Origin of the sequence: Streptomyces sp. NBC_01571 (assembly GCF_026339875.1) — a bacterium.
GTDB lineage: Bacteria > Actinomycetota > Actinomycetes > Streptomycetales > Streptomycetaceae > Streptomyces.
In genome coordinates this window covers 5608430-5623438 of the sequence record NZ_JAPEPZ010000001.1, presented here as the reverse complement: position 1 = coordinate 5623438, position 15009 = coordinate 5608430, and the positions used below count along the sequence as shown (strand labels likewise).

Here is a 15009-nt window from a genome sequence, read left to right as displayed (position 1 = left end):
GCCTGCCGCCGGGGCCGGGGGCCGGGGTGCACAGAGCCCCCTCCGGCTCCCCCGGCCTCCGGCCCGGGCCCCTCTCAGCCCACCGTCTCCGCCAGCACCCGCGCCGCCCGCTCCACGTCCGCGAAACCCACGTACAGCGGGGTCAAGCCGAAGCGGAGGATGTCCGGCTGACGGAAGTCACCGACCACACCGCGGTCGATGAGCCGCTTCATCACGTCTCCCGCGTCCGCGCACCGCAGGGAGACCTGGCTGCCGCGCTCGGCGTGGGCCGACGGCGTCACCGACTCCACGCGGCCCCCGGGAACGTACGCCTCGACGCACTCCAGGAAGAAGTCACCCAGCGCGAGCGACTTGGCCCGGACCGCGTCGACCGACACCCCGTCCCACACCTCCAGCGCGGCCTCCAGGGCCAGCATGGAGAGGATGTCCGGCGTACCGACCCGGCCCCTCAGGGCACCCGCCGCCGGTATGAACTCCGCGCTCATGTCGAACGGGTTCGTGTGCGAGTTCCAGCCGGGCAACGGGGAGTCGAAACGCTCCTGCAGATCGGCCCGGACATAGAGGTACGCGGGCGAACCCGGCCCCCCGTTCAGGTACTTGTAGGTACAGCCGACCGCCAGGTCGACCCCGTGGGCGTCCAGCCCCACGGGCAGGGCCCCCGCGCTGTGGCAGAGGTCCCAGACCGCCACGGCGCCCGCGTCGTGGATCGCGGACGTCAGGGCCGGCAGATCGTGCAGCCGGCCGGTGCGGTAGTCCACGTGGTTCAGCAGCACGGCCGCCGTACGGGGCCCCACGGCGTCCGGCACCTCGGACGGCTCCACCGGGCGCAGTTCACAGCCCGTCAGGCGGGCCGCCGACGCGGCGATGTAGCCGTCCGACGGGAACGTCGTCGCGTCGACGACGATCTCGTCCCGGCCGGCACCGGCCAGCCGCACGGCCCCCACCAGCGCCTTGAAGACGTTCACGCTCGTCGAGTCACCGACCACGATCTGACCGGGAGCGGCGCCGACCAGGGGCGCGACGCGGTCGCCGATCCGCTCCGGCGCCGTCCACCAGCCGCTCTCCTCCCAGGACCGGATCCGCAGCTCACCCCACTGCCTGCGGACGACGTCGTCGACCCGGCCGGGGACGTCCACCGACAGCGCGCCGAGCGAGTTCCCGTCCAGGTACACCACGTCGTCCAGCACGAACCGGTCGCGCAGCTTCGCGAGTTCGTCCGCGGCGTCCAGCGCCGCCGCCTTCCCGGCGTACGACTCAGACATGGCTGCGCGCCGTCCACAGTTCGGGGAACACGTTCTTCTGCGCCCGCTTCTCCAGCCAGGCCACCCCGGCGGAGCCGCCCGTGCCCGTCTTCGCGCCCATCGCGCGGCGCGTCGCGACGAGATGGTCGTTGCGCCATCGCCACACCAGCTCCGCGACGTCCGTCAGCGCCTCCCCGAGCCGGGCCAGGTCGTTCTCCGCGTCCCCGGAGTAGAGCGCGGTCCACACCGCCTCCACCTGCGGCGAGGGCTCGTACCGCAGCGACACGTCCCGCTCCAGCACGGCAGTCGGGACCGCGTGCCCGCGCCGCGCGAGCAGCCGCAGCACCTCGTCGTACAGGCTCGGCTCGTGCAGCGCCTTCTCCAGCTCGGCGTGCACCCGCGGCGCGCCCCGGTGCGGGACCAGCATGGACGCGGACTTCTCGCCGAGCAGGAACTCCATCCGGCGGTACATCGCGGACTGGAATCCGGAGCCCTCGCCGAGGGCGGAGCGGTACGAGTTGAACTGCGCCGGCGTGAGCTGCGCGAGAGGCCGCCAGGACGCGTTCAGCGCCTCCAGTTCCCGCAGGGACCGCTTGAGGGCCGCCACGGCGACGGGCAGCCGGTCCTCGCGCAGCGCCTGCGCGGCCGTCTCCCACTCGTGCACGATGACCGTGAACCACAGCTCCATGACCTGGGTGGTCACCAGGAAGACCATCTCTCCGGGGTCATCGGAGAGGGTGCGCTGCAAGTGGGTGAGGACGTCCGCCTGGACGTAGTCCTCGTACGGCGTGGTGCCGTGGAAGTCGAGATGCGGGGTCTCGGGCGCCTGGGCCACCTCGGGCCGGGCCAGATGGGACGACATCGCTGTCTCCTGATGCGTGCTCCGGGTAGCGGTCCGCCCCTGCCGTTTTCGACACGGGGGCCCCGGTCCCCACCGGGAATCCTGCGCAATCGTCCCCCGAAAACGCAAGACCCGCCCGGTCACACCCGCCGGACGGGCCCCACGGGTCGCGCGGTCTAACCGAGCGTCTGCGCCGCCGTCGGCGAGGAGTCCTTCAGGAACTGGCTGCAGCGCTCGTACTCCTCCTTCTCGCCGATCGCCTGCGCGGCGCGGGCGAGGGCGTTCAGGGCGCGCAGGAAGCCACGGTTCGGCTCGTGCTCCCACGGCACCGGGCCGTGGCCCTTCCAGCCGCTGCGCCGCAGGGAGTCCAGACCACGGTGGTAACCGGTACGGGCGTACGCGTACGACTCGACGACGCTGCCCCGCTCGTACGCCTCGTCGGCCAGCTGCGCCCAGGCGAGCGAGGACGTCGGGTACTTGGCGGCGACGTCGGCGGACGGCGTGCCGTTCGCGAGGAGCTCGCGCGGCTCCGGGTCGTCGGGCAGGTGGGTCGGGGGCGGTCCCCCGAGGAGGTTCTCGTGAATCGTCATGGGTTCCAGTCTGCTGCATCGCGGGTGCCCGGTGACGCCCGCCCACCCCTCCGGAGCGGCCGGTTCCGCGGGAGCCGCCGAGCGGCCCGCGGTCACTCAGGACGGAAGCCGTCCAGGGGCCGCCGCGCGCTGGGGCTCCAGCGGGGGCGTCGTCACACAGCCGTGCGTACGGCACTGGGGGCGACGGCAGTCGGGCGCGGGCCGGCGGACGGTCGCGAAGGCCAGCGCCGCCCCCACGACGAGCACGCCCGCGCACAGCGGCATCGCCCGCCGGAAGGCGGAGTCGAAGGCGTCCGCCGAGCGGTACGCCTCGGGACCCATGCCCACCAGCACCGGCAGCGCCGCCACGGCGAGGAGACCGCCGACCCGGGCCGCCGCGTTGTTGATACCGCTGGCCAGACCCGCCCGTCCGGTGTCCACGGAGGCGAGGACGGTCGCGGTCAGGGGCGCGACCAGCGTCACCATGCCCGCGCCCATCACCAGGAGGGCGGGCAGCACGTCGCTGACGTACACGGCGTCCTTGCCCACCCGCAGCATCAGCAGCATGGCCACCGCGCACAGCAGCGGGCCCACCGTGAGCGGGATGCGCGGCCCGATGCGCTGCGCCAGTTCACCGGAGCGGGCGGAGAACAGCAGCATCAGGGCGGTCGTGGGCAACAGCGCCGTCCCCGCCTGCAGGGGCGAGTAGCCGGCCACGACCTGGAGCTGGAGCGCGGTCAGGAAGAAGAAGCCGCCGAAGGCCGCGTACACGCACAGGGTGACGAGGTTGACGGCCGTGAACTGCCGCGACGCGAAGATGTCCGGCGGCATCATCGGATCGGGCCGGCTCCGCTCGACGTGCACGAAGCCCACGCCCGCGGCCACGCCCAGCACCCCCGACACCCAGACGAGCACGGAGCCGCTCGTCGCCTCGATCAGGGCGTACGTCACCAGCGCGAGCGCCACCGCGCCGAGGGACGCGCCGAGCACGTCGAAGCTGCGGTGCGGCCGGGCGCCCGCGAGCTCCTGGTCCCGGCCGGGCACGGCGGTGCTCCCGTCGGACTCCGGGACGTGCCGCAGGGCCACGGGCACGCACACCAGCGCCAGCGGGATGTTCAGCAGGAAGACCCAGCGCCAGCCGGGGCCGTCCACCAGCCAGCCGCCCAGGAACGGGCCGACCGCCCCGCCGATGCCGCCGAAGCCGGACCACAGGCCGACGGCCTTCGAGCGGTCGTCGGGATGGAAGGAGGCCTGGATGAGCGCGAGGGAGCCGGGGGTCAGCAGCGCCCCGCCGATGCCCTGCAGGGCGCGGGCCGCGATCAGCACGCCCGCGTTCGGCGCGAGCCCGCACAGCAGCGAGGCGGAGGCGAACCACACGACGCCCAGGACGAACACCTTGCGGCGCCCGAAACGGTCCCCGAGCGATCCGCCCAGCAGGATCAGCCCGGCCAGCGTCAGCATGTACGCGTTCACGGTCCACTGCAGGGCGGCCAGACTCGCGTCCAGGTCACGGCCGATCCGCGGCAGCGCGACGTTGACGACCGTCGAGTCCAGCATGGCCATGCTGGAGCCGAGGACGGTGGTCAGCAGGATCCACCGCCCCGCGGGCGAGGAGATCCGTACGGCCGGTGTTTCCTGCGGGGGCACAGCCATACTCCGGAGCATACGGAAGGGCCCGGCACCTTGGAGGTGCCGAGCCCGGACCGGTGTGCGGTTGCTTGATCCCGTTACTTGATCCGCGTGCCCGTGGAACGCAGCGCGGCACAGGCCTCGGTCACCCGCTGGGCCATGCCGGCCTCGGCCAGCTTGCCCCAGGTCCGCGGGTCGTAGGTCTTCTTGGAGCCGACCTCGCCGTCGACCTTCAGGACGCCGTCGTAGTTCCTGAACATGTGGTCGGCGACCGGACGCGTGAACGCGTACTGGGTGTCCGTGTCGAGGTTCATCTTCACGACGCCGTTCTCCAGCGCGGTGGCGATCTCCTCGGCCGAGGAGCCGGAGCCGCCGTGGAAGACGAAGTCGAACGGGGACGCCGTGCCGAACTTGGCGGCGACACCGTCGCTCAGCTCCTTCAGGAGCTCGGGGCGCAGGACGACGTTGCCCGGCTTGTAGACGCCGTGCACGTTGCCGAAGGACGCGGCGAGCAGGTAGCGGCCCTTCTCGCCCAGGCCGAGGGCCTCGGCGGTGCGGATCGCGTCGTCGACCGTGGTGTACAGGGAGTCGTTGATCTCGTGCGAGACGCCGTCCTCCTCGCCACCGGTCGGGGTGATCTCGACCTCGAGGATGATCTTCGCGGCGGCGGCCTTCGCGAGCAGTTCCTGAGCGATGGCCAGGTTGTCGGCGAGGGTCTCGGCGGAGCCGTCCCACATGTGCGACTGGAACAGCGGGTTCTCGCCCCGGGCGACGCGCTCGGCGGAGATGTCGAGCAGCGGCCGGACGTAGGTGTCCAGCTTGTCCTTGGGGCAGTGGTCCGTGTGCAGCGCGACCGTGATGTCGTACTTGGCGGCGACGACGTAGGCGAACTCGGCGAGCGCGACCGCGCCGGTCACCATGTCCTTCTTGTACTGGCCGCCGAGGAACTCCGCGCCACCGGTGGACATCTGGATGATGCCGTCGCTCTCCGCCTCCGCGAAGCCGCGCAGCGCAGCGTGCAGGGTCTGGGAGGAGGTCACGTTGATGGCCGGGTAGGCGAACTTGCCTGCCTTCGCCCGGTCGAGCATCTCGGCGTAGACCTCGGGGGTTGCGATGGGCATCTGTCCGCTCCTTGTATGTGCGGGTGGCGTTCTGCTGCTTACGGCCCTGACCTAGGGGGCGACGTCATCGTCGTCCCCATCTTTCCAGACTTGACCCGGTGCTCCGGTCACCCTGTCCGGGATGCGGGACCCCGGGTTCGGCGGGATCCCGGACCCGTCGTCAGTCCAGGCCCAACTCGTCCTTGGAGAAGGCGAAGAGGTACGGCACTCCGGCGCCGGCCTCGATCTTCTCGGCGGCGCCGGTCGCGCGGTCGACGATCGTCGCCACTCCGACGACCTCGGCGCCGGCCTCCCGGACCGCCTCGACGGCGGCCAGCGGGGAGCCGCCGGTGGTCGAGGTGTCCTCGACCACGAGCACCCGCCGCCCCCTGATCTCCGGGCCCTCCACGCGGCGCTGCAGACCGTGCGCCTTGGCCGCCTTCCGTACGACGAAGGCGTCCAGCTTCCGGCCCCTGGCCGCGGCGGCGTGCAGCATGGCCCCGGCGACGGGGTCGGCGCCCATGGTGAGGCCGCCCACCGCCTCGAAGTCCAGCTCGGCCGTGAGGTCGAGCAGCACCTGTCCGACCAGCGGCGCGGCCTCGCCGTCCAGCGTGACCCGGCGCAGGTCCACGTAGTAGTCGGCTTCCAGACCCGAGGAGAGGGTCACCTTGCCGTGCACCACGGCCTTGTCCTTGATCTGCTGCAGCAGCGCTCCGCGCACGTCACTCATGCCCGCCAGCTTAGAGGCGCCGCCAGCTCCAGGTCATGGACGCCTCCAGTGGCTCGATGGGGGTGACCAGGCGCGGGTGGGTGTTCAGCCCGTTCGGCGGACCGGTCTGGGGCTCCACGCACACCGCCGCGTCCTGCTCGTCGTACACCACGACCCACTCCTCGCGGCTGGTCACCTTCAGCTCCAGCCGGCCGGGCCAGGTGAGGGTGACGTCGACGCCGTCGGGCATGCCGAAGCAGTCGTCCCAGGGGCTGGGGAGGGGGTCGATGCGGCGGCCGGTGGGCAGATGGTCGGCGCCGCGCTCCTCCTGCCAGGCGGGGCTGAAGCCGACCTGGACGCCCTCTCCCGCCAGGGTCCGGTTGAACCACGGGTGCCAGCCGATCTGGGCGGGGAAGGAGGAGTCGTACGTCTCCACGGACATGGTGAGCCTGAGGGCGTCCTCGGTCAGGGCGAACGCCTGGGTGACGCGCCCCGGGTGGGGCCAGGGGGCGACGAGGTCGTACGTGATGACGGCCTCCCGCTTGTCGGCGCGGGCGGTGCTCCAGGCGCCGTCGCGGGCGGTGCCGTGGATGGCGTGGGGCGGGGAGTTGAGGGGCATCTGCTGGACGGTCGCGCCGTCCAGGAAGCGGCCGTCGCGGATCCGGCCGCACCACGGGGTCATCGGGAAGCACCCGAACTTCTCACCCTGGCGCAGCAGTTCCACGCCGCCGACCTTCAGACTCCCGACCCGTCCGCCGTTGCCCGGTGTGACGGTCGCTTCCGCGTCGCCCGCGGTCAGCGTGATGTCTTCGTTACTCACGGAGTTGACCCTACTGGTCCGGTTCTTCCGACCGGCCCGTACCCGGGGGCTGCCGCCCCCGGCCCCCAGCTTTCGGCCTGAACGGCCTCGTCCTCAAACGCCGGACGGGCTGAAGGACATGCCCTCGGCCGGAACCTTCAGCGCGGGCGGAACCATCCAGCGCAGGCCCGCATACCCAGCCCGTCCGGCGTTCGAGGACGAGCCCTTCGGGCGAAGCGGGGGTCTGGGGGGGGCGGAGTCCCCGGGTACGGTCTCCACCCCGGCAAGGGGTCAGCGTCGTTTGCGCAACGCTCGGGTGACGACGATCGCCGAGGCGACAACGACCGCCGCCGCGGGAGCCGCCCAACGAAGCGTCGCCCGGGCCGCATCGACCTCCGGCGCCGGCACAGGCGCGTAACGCCCCCGCGGCGGCGCATGGTCGACCTCCTCCGCACTGCGCCCGATCATCGTCCGCCGCGCGTGCGCCGCCTCGGCGATGGAGTCCTCCCTGTCCACGGGCCCCGGAGGTGTCGGAGCCGGTTCCTGGCCGTCCCCGGCGAGGGGATCGAGGGACGGCGGCGGGACCTCGGCGTCGGGGACGGAGTCCGTCGCATCGCCCACACCCTCGGACTCCCCCCCGCCCTCCGAACCACCCTCGCCCTCAGCCTCGGAACCCGACGCTCCCCCAGGCTCACCCTCGGAACCCGACGCACCCTCGGCCTCGCCTTCAGAACCCGACGCGCCCCCGGCCTCACCCACGGCGCCGGATCCCCCCTCGGCCGCGGACGCGTCCGCCGTCCCGGCCGCCAGATTCTGCGCGAACCGGTTCAGCAGACGGATCGCCGCCGTGGCGACCGTGGCCGGAGCGATTTCCGCCAGGCGTCCGTCCGCCGTGGCGGTGCCCGTGACGACGAGGGTGGTGCCGCCCTCGGCCGGCGCCAGACGAAGGGTGAGGGCGAGTTTCACGGTCCCGGTGCCACGGGCCTCCGTACCGTCCCCCTCGACGGCGTACGCACCGTCGTCCCGGGCGACGACCCGCACGGCCCCGCGATAGGTGATGGTGTGGCCGCCGACGCGGACACGCAGTCGTCCGGAGACGGGCGCCGTGCCGGCGTCCTGCTGGAGCCCGGGTACCGCCCGGGCCACCCGCGCGGGATCGGCCAGCGCCTCCCTCAGCCGCTCGGCCGGAACCGGAACGAACACCTCATGCTCCATGTCGGCCGAGCCTACCCAGGCTGGTGCGAACCGCACCCGCGTATCACGGGATTCCCGCGTCATTCCCCCATTCCCCCGCCCCCGGTCAGTCGGAATAGCGCGGATGCACCAGCGTGGACGGCGCGAGTCCCGTGATCCGGGTGTGCCACACGGCCCGTGCGTCCGCCGCGAGGGACCGCGGTGTGAGGGAACGCAGAACGGGCCCGCCGGGGGCCAGGCCCAGGGGCGTACCCCTGGCGGACGCGAGGACGAACCCCCAGTCGCGCGGGGCCCGGGACGCACCCGCCGTACGGTCGGGTCCGGCCGCGGAACCGGAGTCTCGGCCGCCCACGCGGTACGGGTCGGCGCGCAGGCCGGCGGCCCGCACCGTAGCCTCGACCGTCCAGAAGACACCGGGGCGGGAGGAGACCGGTCCGGCGTGCACCACCAGTCGTCCGCCGTCGGCCAGCGCCCGGCGCGTCAGCCCGTAGAACTCCTGCGAGTACAGCTTCGTGCTCGCCGTGATCCCGGGGTCCGGCAGGTCGGAGATCACCACGTCGTACGGGGACGGGTCCCCGCGCAGCCAGCAGAAGGCGTCGGCGGTGAACACGTGCACCCGCGGGTCGTCGAACGCGTGACCGTTGAGCGCCGACAGGGCCGGGTCCCGGCGTGCCAGCCTCACCACCCCGGCGTCGCGATCGACCACGTCGACCCGGCGGACGTCCGGATAGCGCAGCACCTCGCGGACCGCGAGTCCGTCGCCACCGCCGAGGACGAGCACGCGCGCGTGGCGTCCGTCCATCGCGGGGTGCACCAGGGCCTCGTGGTAGCGGTGCTCGTCGCGGCCGCCGGCCCGCAGGCGTCCGTCGAGGAAGAGGCCGAGCGGGTGTCCGCGCGTACCGCCGGTGAGGACCACTTCCTGTACGCCGGTGCGGAGGGCCACCCGCACGTCCCTGCCGTACACCGCCTGCCGTGCCGCGTGCTCGAAGTCGTCGACGAGCAGGGCGGCCGTGGCGAGCAGGCCGAGGACCACCACGTTGGCGATGAGCAGGAGCCAGCGCCCGCGCCTGCTCAGGTCCCGGCGGAACAGGCCGAGGACGAGGGCACCGCCGGCCAGCGCGTTCACCGCCCCGGTGAGCAGTGCGCCGGTCAGCTGCCCGAGCTGGGGCAGCAGCAGAAAAGGAAAAGCCAGGCCTCCGACGAGCGCGCCGACGTAGTCCGCGGCGAAGAGGTCCGCCACCGCGCCGCCCGGGTCCTGTCGGCGGATGCGTTGTATCAACTCCATGAGGAGGGGGACCTCGGCGCCGATCAGCAGGCCGATGGCGAGCGAGAAGGCGGCCAGCAGGTACCGCGACCCGCTCGCCCAGGCGCCGCCCCAGTCACCGGTCCACGCGAACACGGCGTACAGGGTCATCGCGCTGCATCCGCCGACCAGCGCGAGCGCCGCCTCGACCGCGCCGAAGCCGGCCGCCGCACGGGGACGCAGACGCTTGGCGACGAGGGAGCCGACCCCCATGGCGAAGACCATGACGGACAGCACGACCGAGGCCTGGGTGACCGAGTCGCCGACCAGGTAGGAGGCGAGGGCGACGAGTTCGAGCTCGTACACGAGTCCGCAGGCCGCACAGACGAACACGCCCGCGAGGACGAGGAACCGGCCGGTGCCCGGACGGACGGGCAGCCGCGCCTGGCCCTGGACGCCCCAGGGCGGCGGCGCGCCGGGGGGAGCAGGCGCGTGCGGTTCGATCACGCTGGGAACGCTACGTCACACCGGCACTACGCCTCGTCACCCACACGTGTGGATCTGACGCTCGCCCGTACGGTTGTCGGAGCGGGTGCGGCCGCCGTCCGGGGCCACCGCCGCCGGCTCCCCGGTTCGTCTCAACGGGCGTATCCCCACGGGCGGACCCACGCGACCTCACACGCCGGACGCGCTGAGCAGATCGGCCTCGGCCGCCACCCGCACCCCCACCCTCGTCCGTGTCGCCACCAGCTGTCCGTCCTGCGGGTACGCGTGCCACGTACGCCAGTGGACCTGGCCCTCGTGGCGCTGGGCCAGCAGGGCGGTGAAGGCGTGCGGGCTGCCGGGGAAGACACCGACGAGTCCGTTGGGGTGGTCGGAGACCAGGGCCAGCAGTTCCTGGGCGCGCCCCGCGAAGGAGCCGCACGAAAGTGTCTCGACGCGCGCCGCGAACTCGTACTCCCAGTCGCCGACCCGCTTGGCCACGCCCAGGGGAAGGGGCGTGCTGCTGCCGGCGATGCAGGCGACGGTCTCCGAACAGCTGCCCCGCTCCTCCTCCAGGAGGACCTGGTGGGACGCGCCGAGGAGTCTCAACTGAAGTCTCGCTCCGTCGAGTTCGAGGTCGAGGGTGGCGAGCGCGGGCAGCGGCTCGCGCCCCAGGGCCCACGCGAGGTCGGCCGCGCGCGTGTCGGTGTAGGCGGTGTTCAGGGTCGTGAGCATGGGTCGGCTCCGCTAGCACGCAAAGGGAGGTGGGGGTCCGGCGCACCCGGTCGGTATGGGGGGATCGACCCGGTCAGCCCGGTCAGCCCTGTCAGGAAGGGACGATCCGAGGGCCGCGCTGGCGTTTTAGAGGGAATCATGAACTGTGGTGCCACCACAGCGTTTTTACCCAACTTCGTAGGGTTTCCATCCCCCCGAGGGCTCCACAGTTCAACTGTTCAACCACGCCGTGCGCCGGGCGCGCGGAAGCGGAAGGCCGGCCCGGCCTCCCCGAGCGCGACAACACGCCCCGGTCACGGCCCCCGGAAAGCCCCCCGAACGGCTGACGAAGGGAAGCACCCGTCGGAGCCGACACGTCCTCGTGAAATTCTTCCGGCCGCGCTCCGGCACCACCCTCCCGGCCGACACTCCCGTCCCGTTCCGTCACTCGCGCACCGTCCCCGGCCCGGTACGCGGAGGTGCCCGCCGGAAGTCGTTCCCGGCGGGCACCTCAGCGTGCTGCGGACGCGTTGTCCGTGTGGAGCTCGGCTGCCCCGTGTCAGCTGCCTCCACCGCATCCGCCGCCACCGCAGGACGACCCGCCTCCGCAGGACGAGCCGCCGCCGCACGAGTGACCGCCGCCGCAGGAGTGACCCCCGCCGTGGTGGCCCCCGTGGTGCCCACCGCCGGACGAGTCGCCCCCGCCGGCCCACCAGCTGCCGCCGGCGCCGCCGCTTCCGCCCCCCAGGAGGCCCCCGCGCGAGCGGGAGCTCCCCGCCTTCACCGAACCGGCCTTCCCGCGACTGCGGCGGGTGGCCCTGAGGCCGCCGATCAGGACGATGAAGAAGACCGCCAGGATGATGCCGATGATCATGGCGCCACCCTCCTTTCGTTCCCCCGAAGCGGCCCCCCGTGGGCGCCTCGCGTCGTGCGTGACAGGGGGATGCCCCCGCGTCCCGCCCGCCAAAGCAGAGTTGAGGAACTCCTGAGCATCCAAAAGCGGGGATGGCCCCCGACCAGCACAGAAGCTCGGATCAGGGCCCCGGCCCGCACCATCGGCCCGTCTGTGGGCCGTGCTCTCCCCCGGAGCCGGACGGGAACACCCGGCCGACGGCGCGCCGGGTCCCGCGGACCGGGGCGCGGGCCTGAGGCCGGGCGGCAGGTGAGTTGAGGAAGTCCGCGGCTTGGGCGCAGGATGACCGGCATGACCTCCAACGGCCGCCGTCCGCTCCTCAACCGCCGACTCGCCGAGTTCGGCACGACGATCTTCGCCGAGATGTCGGCCCTCGCACTGAGCACCGACTCGATCAACCTCGGCCAGGGCTTCCCCGACACGGACGGGCCCGAGGAGATCCGGGAAGCGGCCGTGCGGGCGATGCGCGACGGACGCGGCAACCAGTACCCGCCGGGCCCCGGCGTGCCCGAGCTGCGGACGGCGATCGCGGTGCACCAGAAGCACCACTACGGGCTGTCGTACGACCCCGACCGCGAAGTGCTGGTCACGGCGGGCGCCACCGAGGCCATCGCCGCGAGCCTGCTGGCCCTGGTGGAGCCCGGCGACGAGGTCATCGCCCTGGAGCCGTACTACGACTCCTACGCGGCCGGTATCGCGATGGCGGGCGGCACCCGGATCCCGGTCACCCTGCGCCCGCACGAGGGCCGCTTCCGGCTGGACCTCGACGAACTGCGCGACGCGGTCACCGACAACACCCGGCTGCTGCTCCTCAACACCCCGCACAACCCCACCGGCACCGTCCTGTCCCGCGAGGAACTCGGCGAGATCGCGAAGCTCGCCGTCGAGCGGGACCTGCTCGTCGTGACGGACGAGGTGTACGAGCACCTCGTGTTCGACGACGCCGAGCACGTGCCGCTGGCCTCCTTCCCCGGGATGCGGGAGCGGACCGTCACCATCGGCAGCGCGGGCAAGACCTTCTCCTTCACCGGCTGGAAGGTCGGCTGGATCACCTCCACGCCGGACCTCGTCACCGCCGTACGGTCGGCGAAGCAGTTCCTGACGTACGTGGCCTCGGGACCGTTCCAGTACGCCGTGGCCGAGGCGCTCGCGCTGCCGGACACGTACTTCGAGGCTTTCCGTACGGACCTGCGGGCCAAGCGGGACGTGCTGGCCGCCGGGCTCACGGCGGCGGGGTTCGAGGTCTTCCGGCCGGCCGGAACGTACTTCGTCACCACCGACATCCGCCCGCTCGGCGAGAGCGACGGCTTCGCCTTCTGCCGCGCGCTGCCGGAGCGCGCCGGGGTGGTCGCCATCCCGAACGCGGTCTTCTACGACCACCGGGAGGAGGGCGCACCCTTCGTGCGCTTCGCGTTCTGCAAGCGGACCGAGGTCCTGGAAGAGGCCGCCCGGCGGCTCCGGGCGGCCCGGTAGCACGCGGAGCGCGGCTCCCGCGGACGACGCGCCGAAGCGGGGAAAACCGCACCCGCGCGGACGCGCAACGTTCGCAAACGCCCCGTAAGGGACGCAGAGTTCGGGTGTGACCCACGCCAGTACCCTTCCGGCCCCCGCCGTCCAGAAGTCAGGTGACGGGGACCGCGCCCGCGCGGCGCGGTCCAGGCGGAGCGTGCCCGCCGTCGTGTACGCGCTGGGGCTGTTCGTCCTGGCCCGGCTCGTCGGTGTCCTGGTGCTCGCCGGGACCGCCCGGGCCAACGGCAAGCACGCACTCGCCCTCCTCGGACGCTCCTGGGACTCCCTCTGGTACCTGGGAATCGCGGCGCACGGCTACGTACGCGCCCAGCACTTCAGACCCACCGTCGTCCACAGCGACCTGGCGTTCTTCCCGCTGTACCCGGGGCTCGTCCGGGCCGTCACGGAGGTGACCCCGCTGAGCGGGGGCGCGGCGGGCCTGCTGGTGTCCTGGCTGGCCGCGGCGACCGCCGCGTGCGGGATCTACGCGATCGGGGCCCGGCTGCACGGCCGCGCGGTCGGCACCGCGCTCGTCCTGCTCTGGGGCCTGCTCCCGCACTCGGTGGTGCTCTCCCTCGCGTACACCGAGTCCGTGCTCACCGCCTTCGCCGCCTGGTCCCTGTACGCGGTGCTCACCGGGAGCTGGCTGTGGGCCGGCGCGCTGGCGGCGCTCGCGGGCCTGTCCCGGCCGAACGGCTTCGCGGTCGCCGCGGCGGTCCTCGCGGCGGCGGCCTGCGAGGTCTGGCGGCGGCGCGGCCGGAAAGTTCCCCACAGCCTGTGGACGGGCGCCGCGCTCGCGCCGCTCGGCTGGTGCGGCTACGTGCTGTGGGTGGGCCGCCGCCGGGGCGATCCGCTCGGCGGGTACTTCGAGGTGCAGCGGCTGTGGGGCTCGCGCTTCGACTTCGGCGTGGGCGCGCTGCGCTTCGTCAAGCACCTGCTGCTCCGCGGGGACCGCTTCGTGTTCCCCATGTCGCTGGTGATCGTGGCGGTGGCCGTGCTGCTGTACGCGCTGCTGATCGCGGACCGGGCCCCGCTGCCGCTGCTCGTCCACAGCGGTGTCCTGCTGCTGATCGCGCTCGGCGGCGCCGGGTTCTTCGAGTGCAAGCCGCGCTTCCTGCTGCCCGCGTTCCCGCTGCTGCTGCCGATGGCCCGGGCACTGGTGCGGACGGCAAGAGCCCGGCCCTGGCACGCCGTCCTGGTGGTCGGCGCCCTGGCCGGGCTCTCGTTCGCCTACGGCGCGTATCTCGTCGTCATCGCGCACACGCCGCTGTAGAACCTGGCGGAAAACCAGCGGGAGGACTACTCGTCGTCGTCCTCGGGCTTGTCCGCCTCGTTCACTTCCTGCTCCAGGCCGAGCTGCTCGACGAGCCACTTGTCGAACTCGATGGCGGCCCGCACCCAGCTGACCGTCGACGACACGAAGTGTTCGAGGGCGACGCCGGTGCCGATCAGCATCTGCGCCTCGCCGATCAGGCGGACGGTGCCGTCGTCGTGCGTGTGGGTGTAGACCTTCGGCCACAGCGTGCGACGGTTCCAGTCGTCGATCGACTCCAGCAGCGTCGGCTTCTCGTCGATCTGGTGCGGCCGGTCGTAGAACGTCCGCACCGAGAAGACCTGCTGGTCACCCTCGCCGCGGAACATGAAGTACGTACGGAACTCCTCCCACGGCGCCGCGAGGTCACCCTCGTCGTCGACGACGTACTTCAGCTCCATCTGGTCGAGGAGCTGCTTCACGAGGTCCTGATCCGGGACGACGGGGCCCGCCGGTCCGCCGGGCTGCGGCTCGGGCTGGCCCCCGAAATTCGGAATCGAGGACGGGTCGATGCTCACCGTGTATTTCCCTTCGTACGGATACCGCCATCCTCCCCCATCCGGGGCGGGGAGTGGCAACCCCTGACGGGGCCTGTCGGCCGGGGCGGCATGATCTCGTCACCGGCGACCGGGGCGGAACCCGTCGTCACGGGGGCGCGGGGCCCGGTACGGGCGGCTTCCGGCCCGCGGCGGCGGGGCGGGGGCGGGGTGTCGTCCGCGCTCTGTCCGACGCCCGATCCGTTCACAACCGTGA

Annotated in this window: 14 protein-coding genes; 2 read left to right on the top strand and 12 right to left on the bottom strand. The window is 72.7% G+C overall.

From position 1 onward, the window contains the following. Nucleotides 1-74 precede the first annotated feature (74 nt). The 11 genes from kynU to OHB41_RS25270 all read right to left on the bottom strand — a co-directional run bounded on the left by kynU (nucleotide 75) and on the right by OHB41_RS25270 (nucleotide 11396). The gene (kynU, locus tag OHB41_RS25320; protein ID WP_266700472.1) at nucleotides 75-1262 is read right to left on the bottom strand and encodes a kynureninase; all 1188 of its coding nucleotides are present in this window, start codon (nucleotides 1260-1262) and stop codon (nucleotides 75-77) included. Then, the gene (locus OHB41_RS25315; protein ID WP_266700471.1) at nucleotides 1255-2103 is read right to left on the bottom strand and encodes a tryptophan 2,3-dioxygenase family protein; all 849 of its coding nucleotides are present in this window, start codon (nucleotides 2101-2103) and stop codon (nucleotides 1255-1257) included. Before OHB41_RS25315 ends, kynU begins: the two co-directional genes overlap by 8 nt. A gap of 155 nt (nucleotides 2104-2258) precedes the next feature. Next, complete coding sequence (locus tag OHB41_RS25310) at nucleotides 2259-2672, bottom strand: DUF3151 domain-containing protein (protein ID WP_266700470.1); 414 nt, start codon at nucleotides 2670-2672, stop codon at nucleotides 2259-2261. 96 nt (nucleotides 2673-2768) lie between these two features. Beyond that, on the bottom strand, nucleotides 2769-4304 hold the full coding sequence (locus tag OHB41_RS25305) for an MFS transporter (protein ID WP_266700469.1): 1536 nt from the start codon (nucleotides 4302-4304) through the stop codon (nucleotides 2769-2771). Between the two features lie 74 nt (nucleotides 4305-4378). After that, nucleotides 4379-5401 carry a class II fructose-bisphosphate aldolase gene (gene fbaA / locus OHB41_RS25300; RefSeq protein WP_266700468.1) on the bottom strand — a complete coding sequence of 341 codons (1023 nt, stop codon included), beginning with the start codon at nucleotides 5399-5401 and terminating at the stop codon, nucleotides 4379-4381. A 160-nt stretch (nucleotides 5402-5561) separates the two neighbouring features. After that, on the bottom strand, nucleotides 5562-6110 hold the full coding sequence (gene pyrE / locus OHB41_RS25295; protein WP_266700467.1) for an orotate phosphoribosyltransferase: 549 nt from the start codon (nucleotides 6108-6110) through the stop codon (nucleotides 5562-5564). Between the two features lie 10 nt (nucleotides 6111-6120). Continuing rightward, nucleotides 6121-6909, bottom strand: coding sequence for an aldose epimerase family protein (locus OHB41_RS25290; protein ID WP_266700466.1), 789 nt, complete (start codon nucleotides 6907-6909; stop codon nucleotides 6121-6123). Nucleotides 6910-7179: 270 nt separating this feature from the next. After that, on the bottom strand, nucleotides 7180-8103 hold the full coding sequence (locus tag OHB41_RS25285; RefSeq protein ID WP_266700465.1) for an SRPBCC family protein: 924 nt from the start codon (nucleotides 8101-8103) through the stop codon (nucleotides 7180-7182). A gap of 85 nt (nucleotides 8104-8188) precedes the next feature. Next, nucleotides 8189-9832 (bottom strand): polyamine aminopropyltransferase, encoded by a 1644-nt coding sequence (locus OHB41_RS25280; RefSeq protein ID WP_266700464.1) that lies wholly within the window; start codon nucleotides 9830-9832, stop codon nucleotides 8189-8191. Between the two features lie 168 nt (nucleotides 9833-10000). Beyond that, nucleotides 10001-10543 carry a DUF2617 family protein gene (locus OHB41_RS25275; RefSeq protein WP_266700463.1) on the bottom strand — a complete coding sequence of 181 codons (543 nt, stop codon included), beginning with the start codon at nucleotides 10541-10543 and terminating at the stop codon, nucleotides 10001-10003. Between the two features lie 538 nt (nucleotides 10544-11081). Continuing rightward, entirely contained in the window at nucleotides 11082-11396 is a 315-nt protein-coding gene (locus OHB41_RS25270) for a hypothetical protein (RefSeq protein ID WP_266700462.1), read from the bottom strand. Nucleotides 11397-11717: 321 nt separating this feature from the next. Here OHB41_RS25270 and OHB41_RS25265 point away from each other — a divergent pair, with 321 nt between their 5' ends. Together OHB41_RS25265 and OHB41_RS25260 are read left to right on the top strand one after the other, a co-directional pair. Then, nucleotides 11718-12908 (top strand): pyridoxal phosphate-dependent aminotransferase, encoded by a 1191-nt coding sequence (locus OHB41_RS25265; protein ID WP_266700461.1) that lies wholly within the window; start codon nucleotides 11718-11720, stop codon nucleotides 12906-12908. A gap of 106 nt (nucleotides 12909-13014) precedes the next feature. After that, nucleotides 13015-14217, top strand: a complete 1203-nt coding sequence (locus OHB41_RS25260; protein WP_526024960.1) for a glycosyltransferase family 39 protein — start codon at nucleotides 13015-13017, stop codon at nucleotides 14215-14217. A 26-nt stretch (nucleotides 14218-14243) separates the two neighbouring features. Here OHB41_RS25260 and OHB41_RS25255 read toward each other — a convergent pair whose 3' ends face one another. After that, entirely contained in the window at nucleotides 14244-14774 is a 531-nt protein-coding gene (locus tag OHB41_RS25255) for a YbjN domain-containing protein (protein WP_153289451.1), read from the bottom strand. Between the last annotated feature and the right edge of the window lie 235 nt (nucleotides 14775-15009).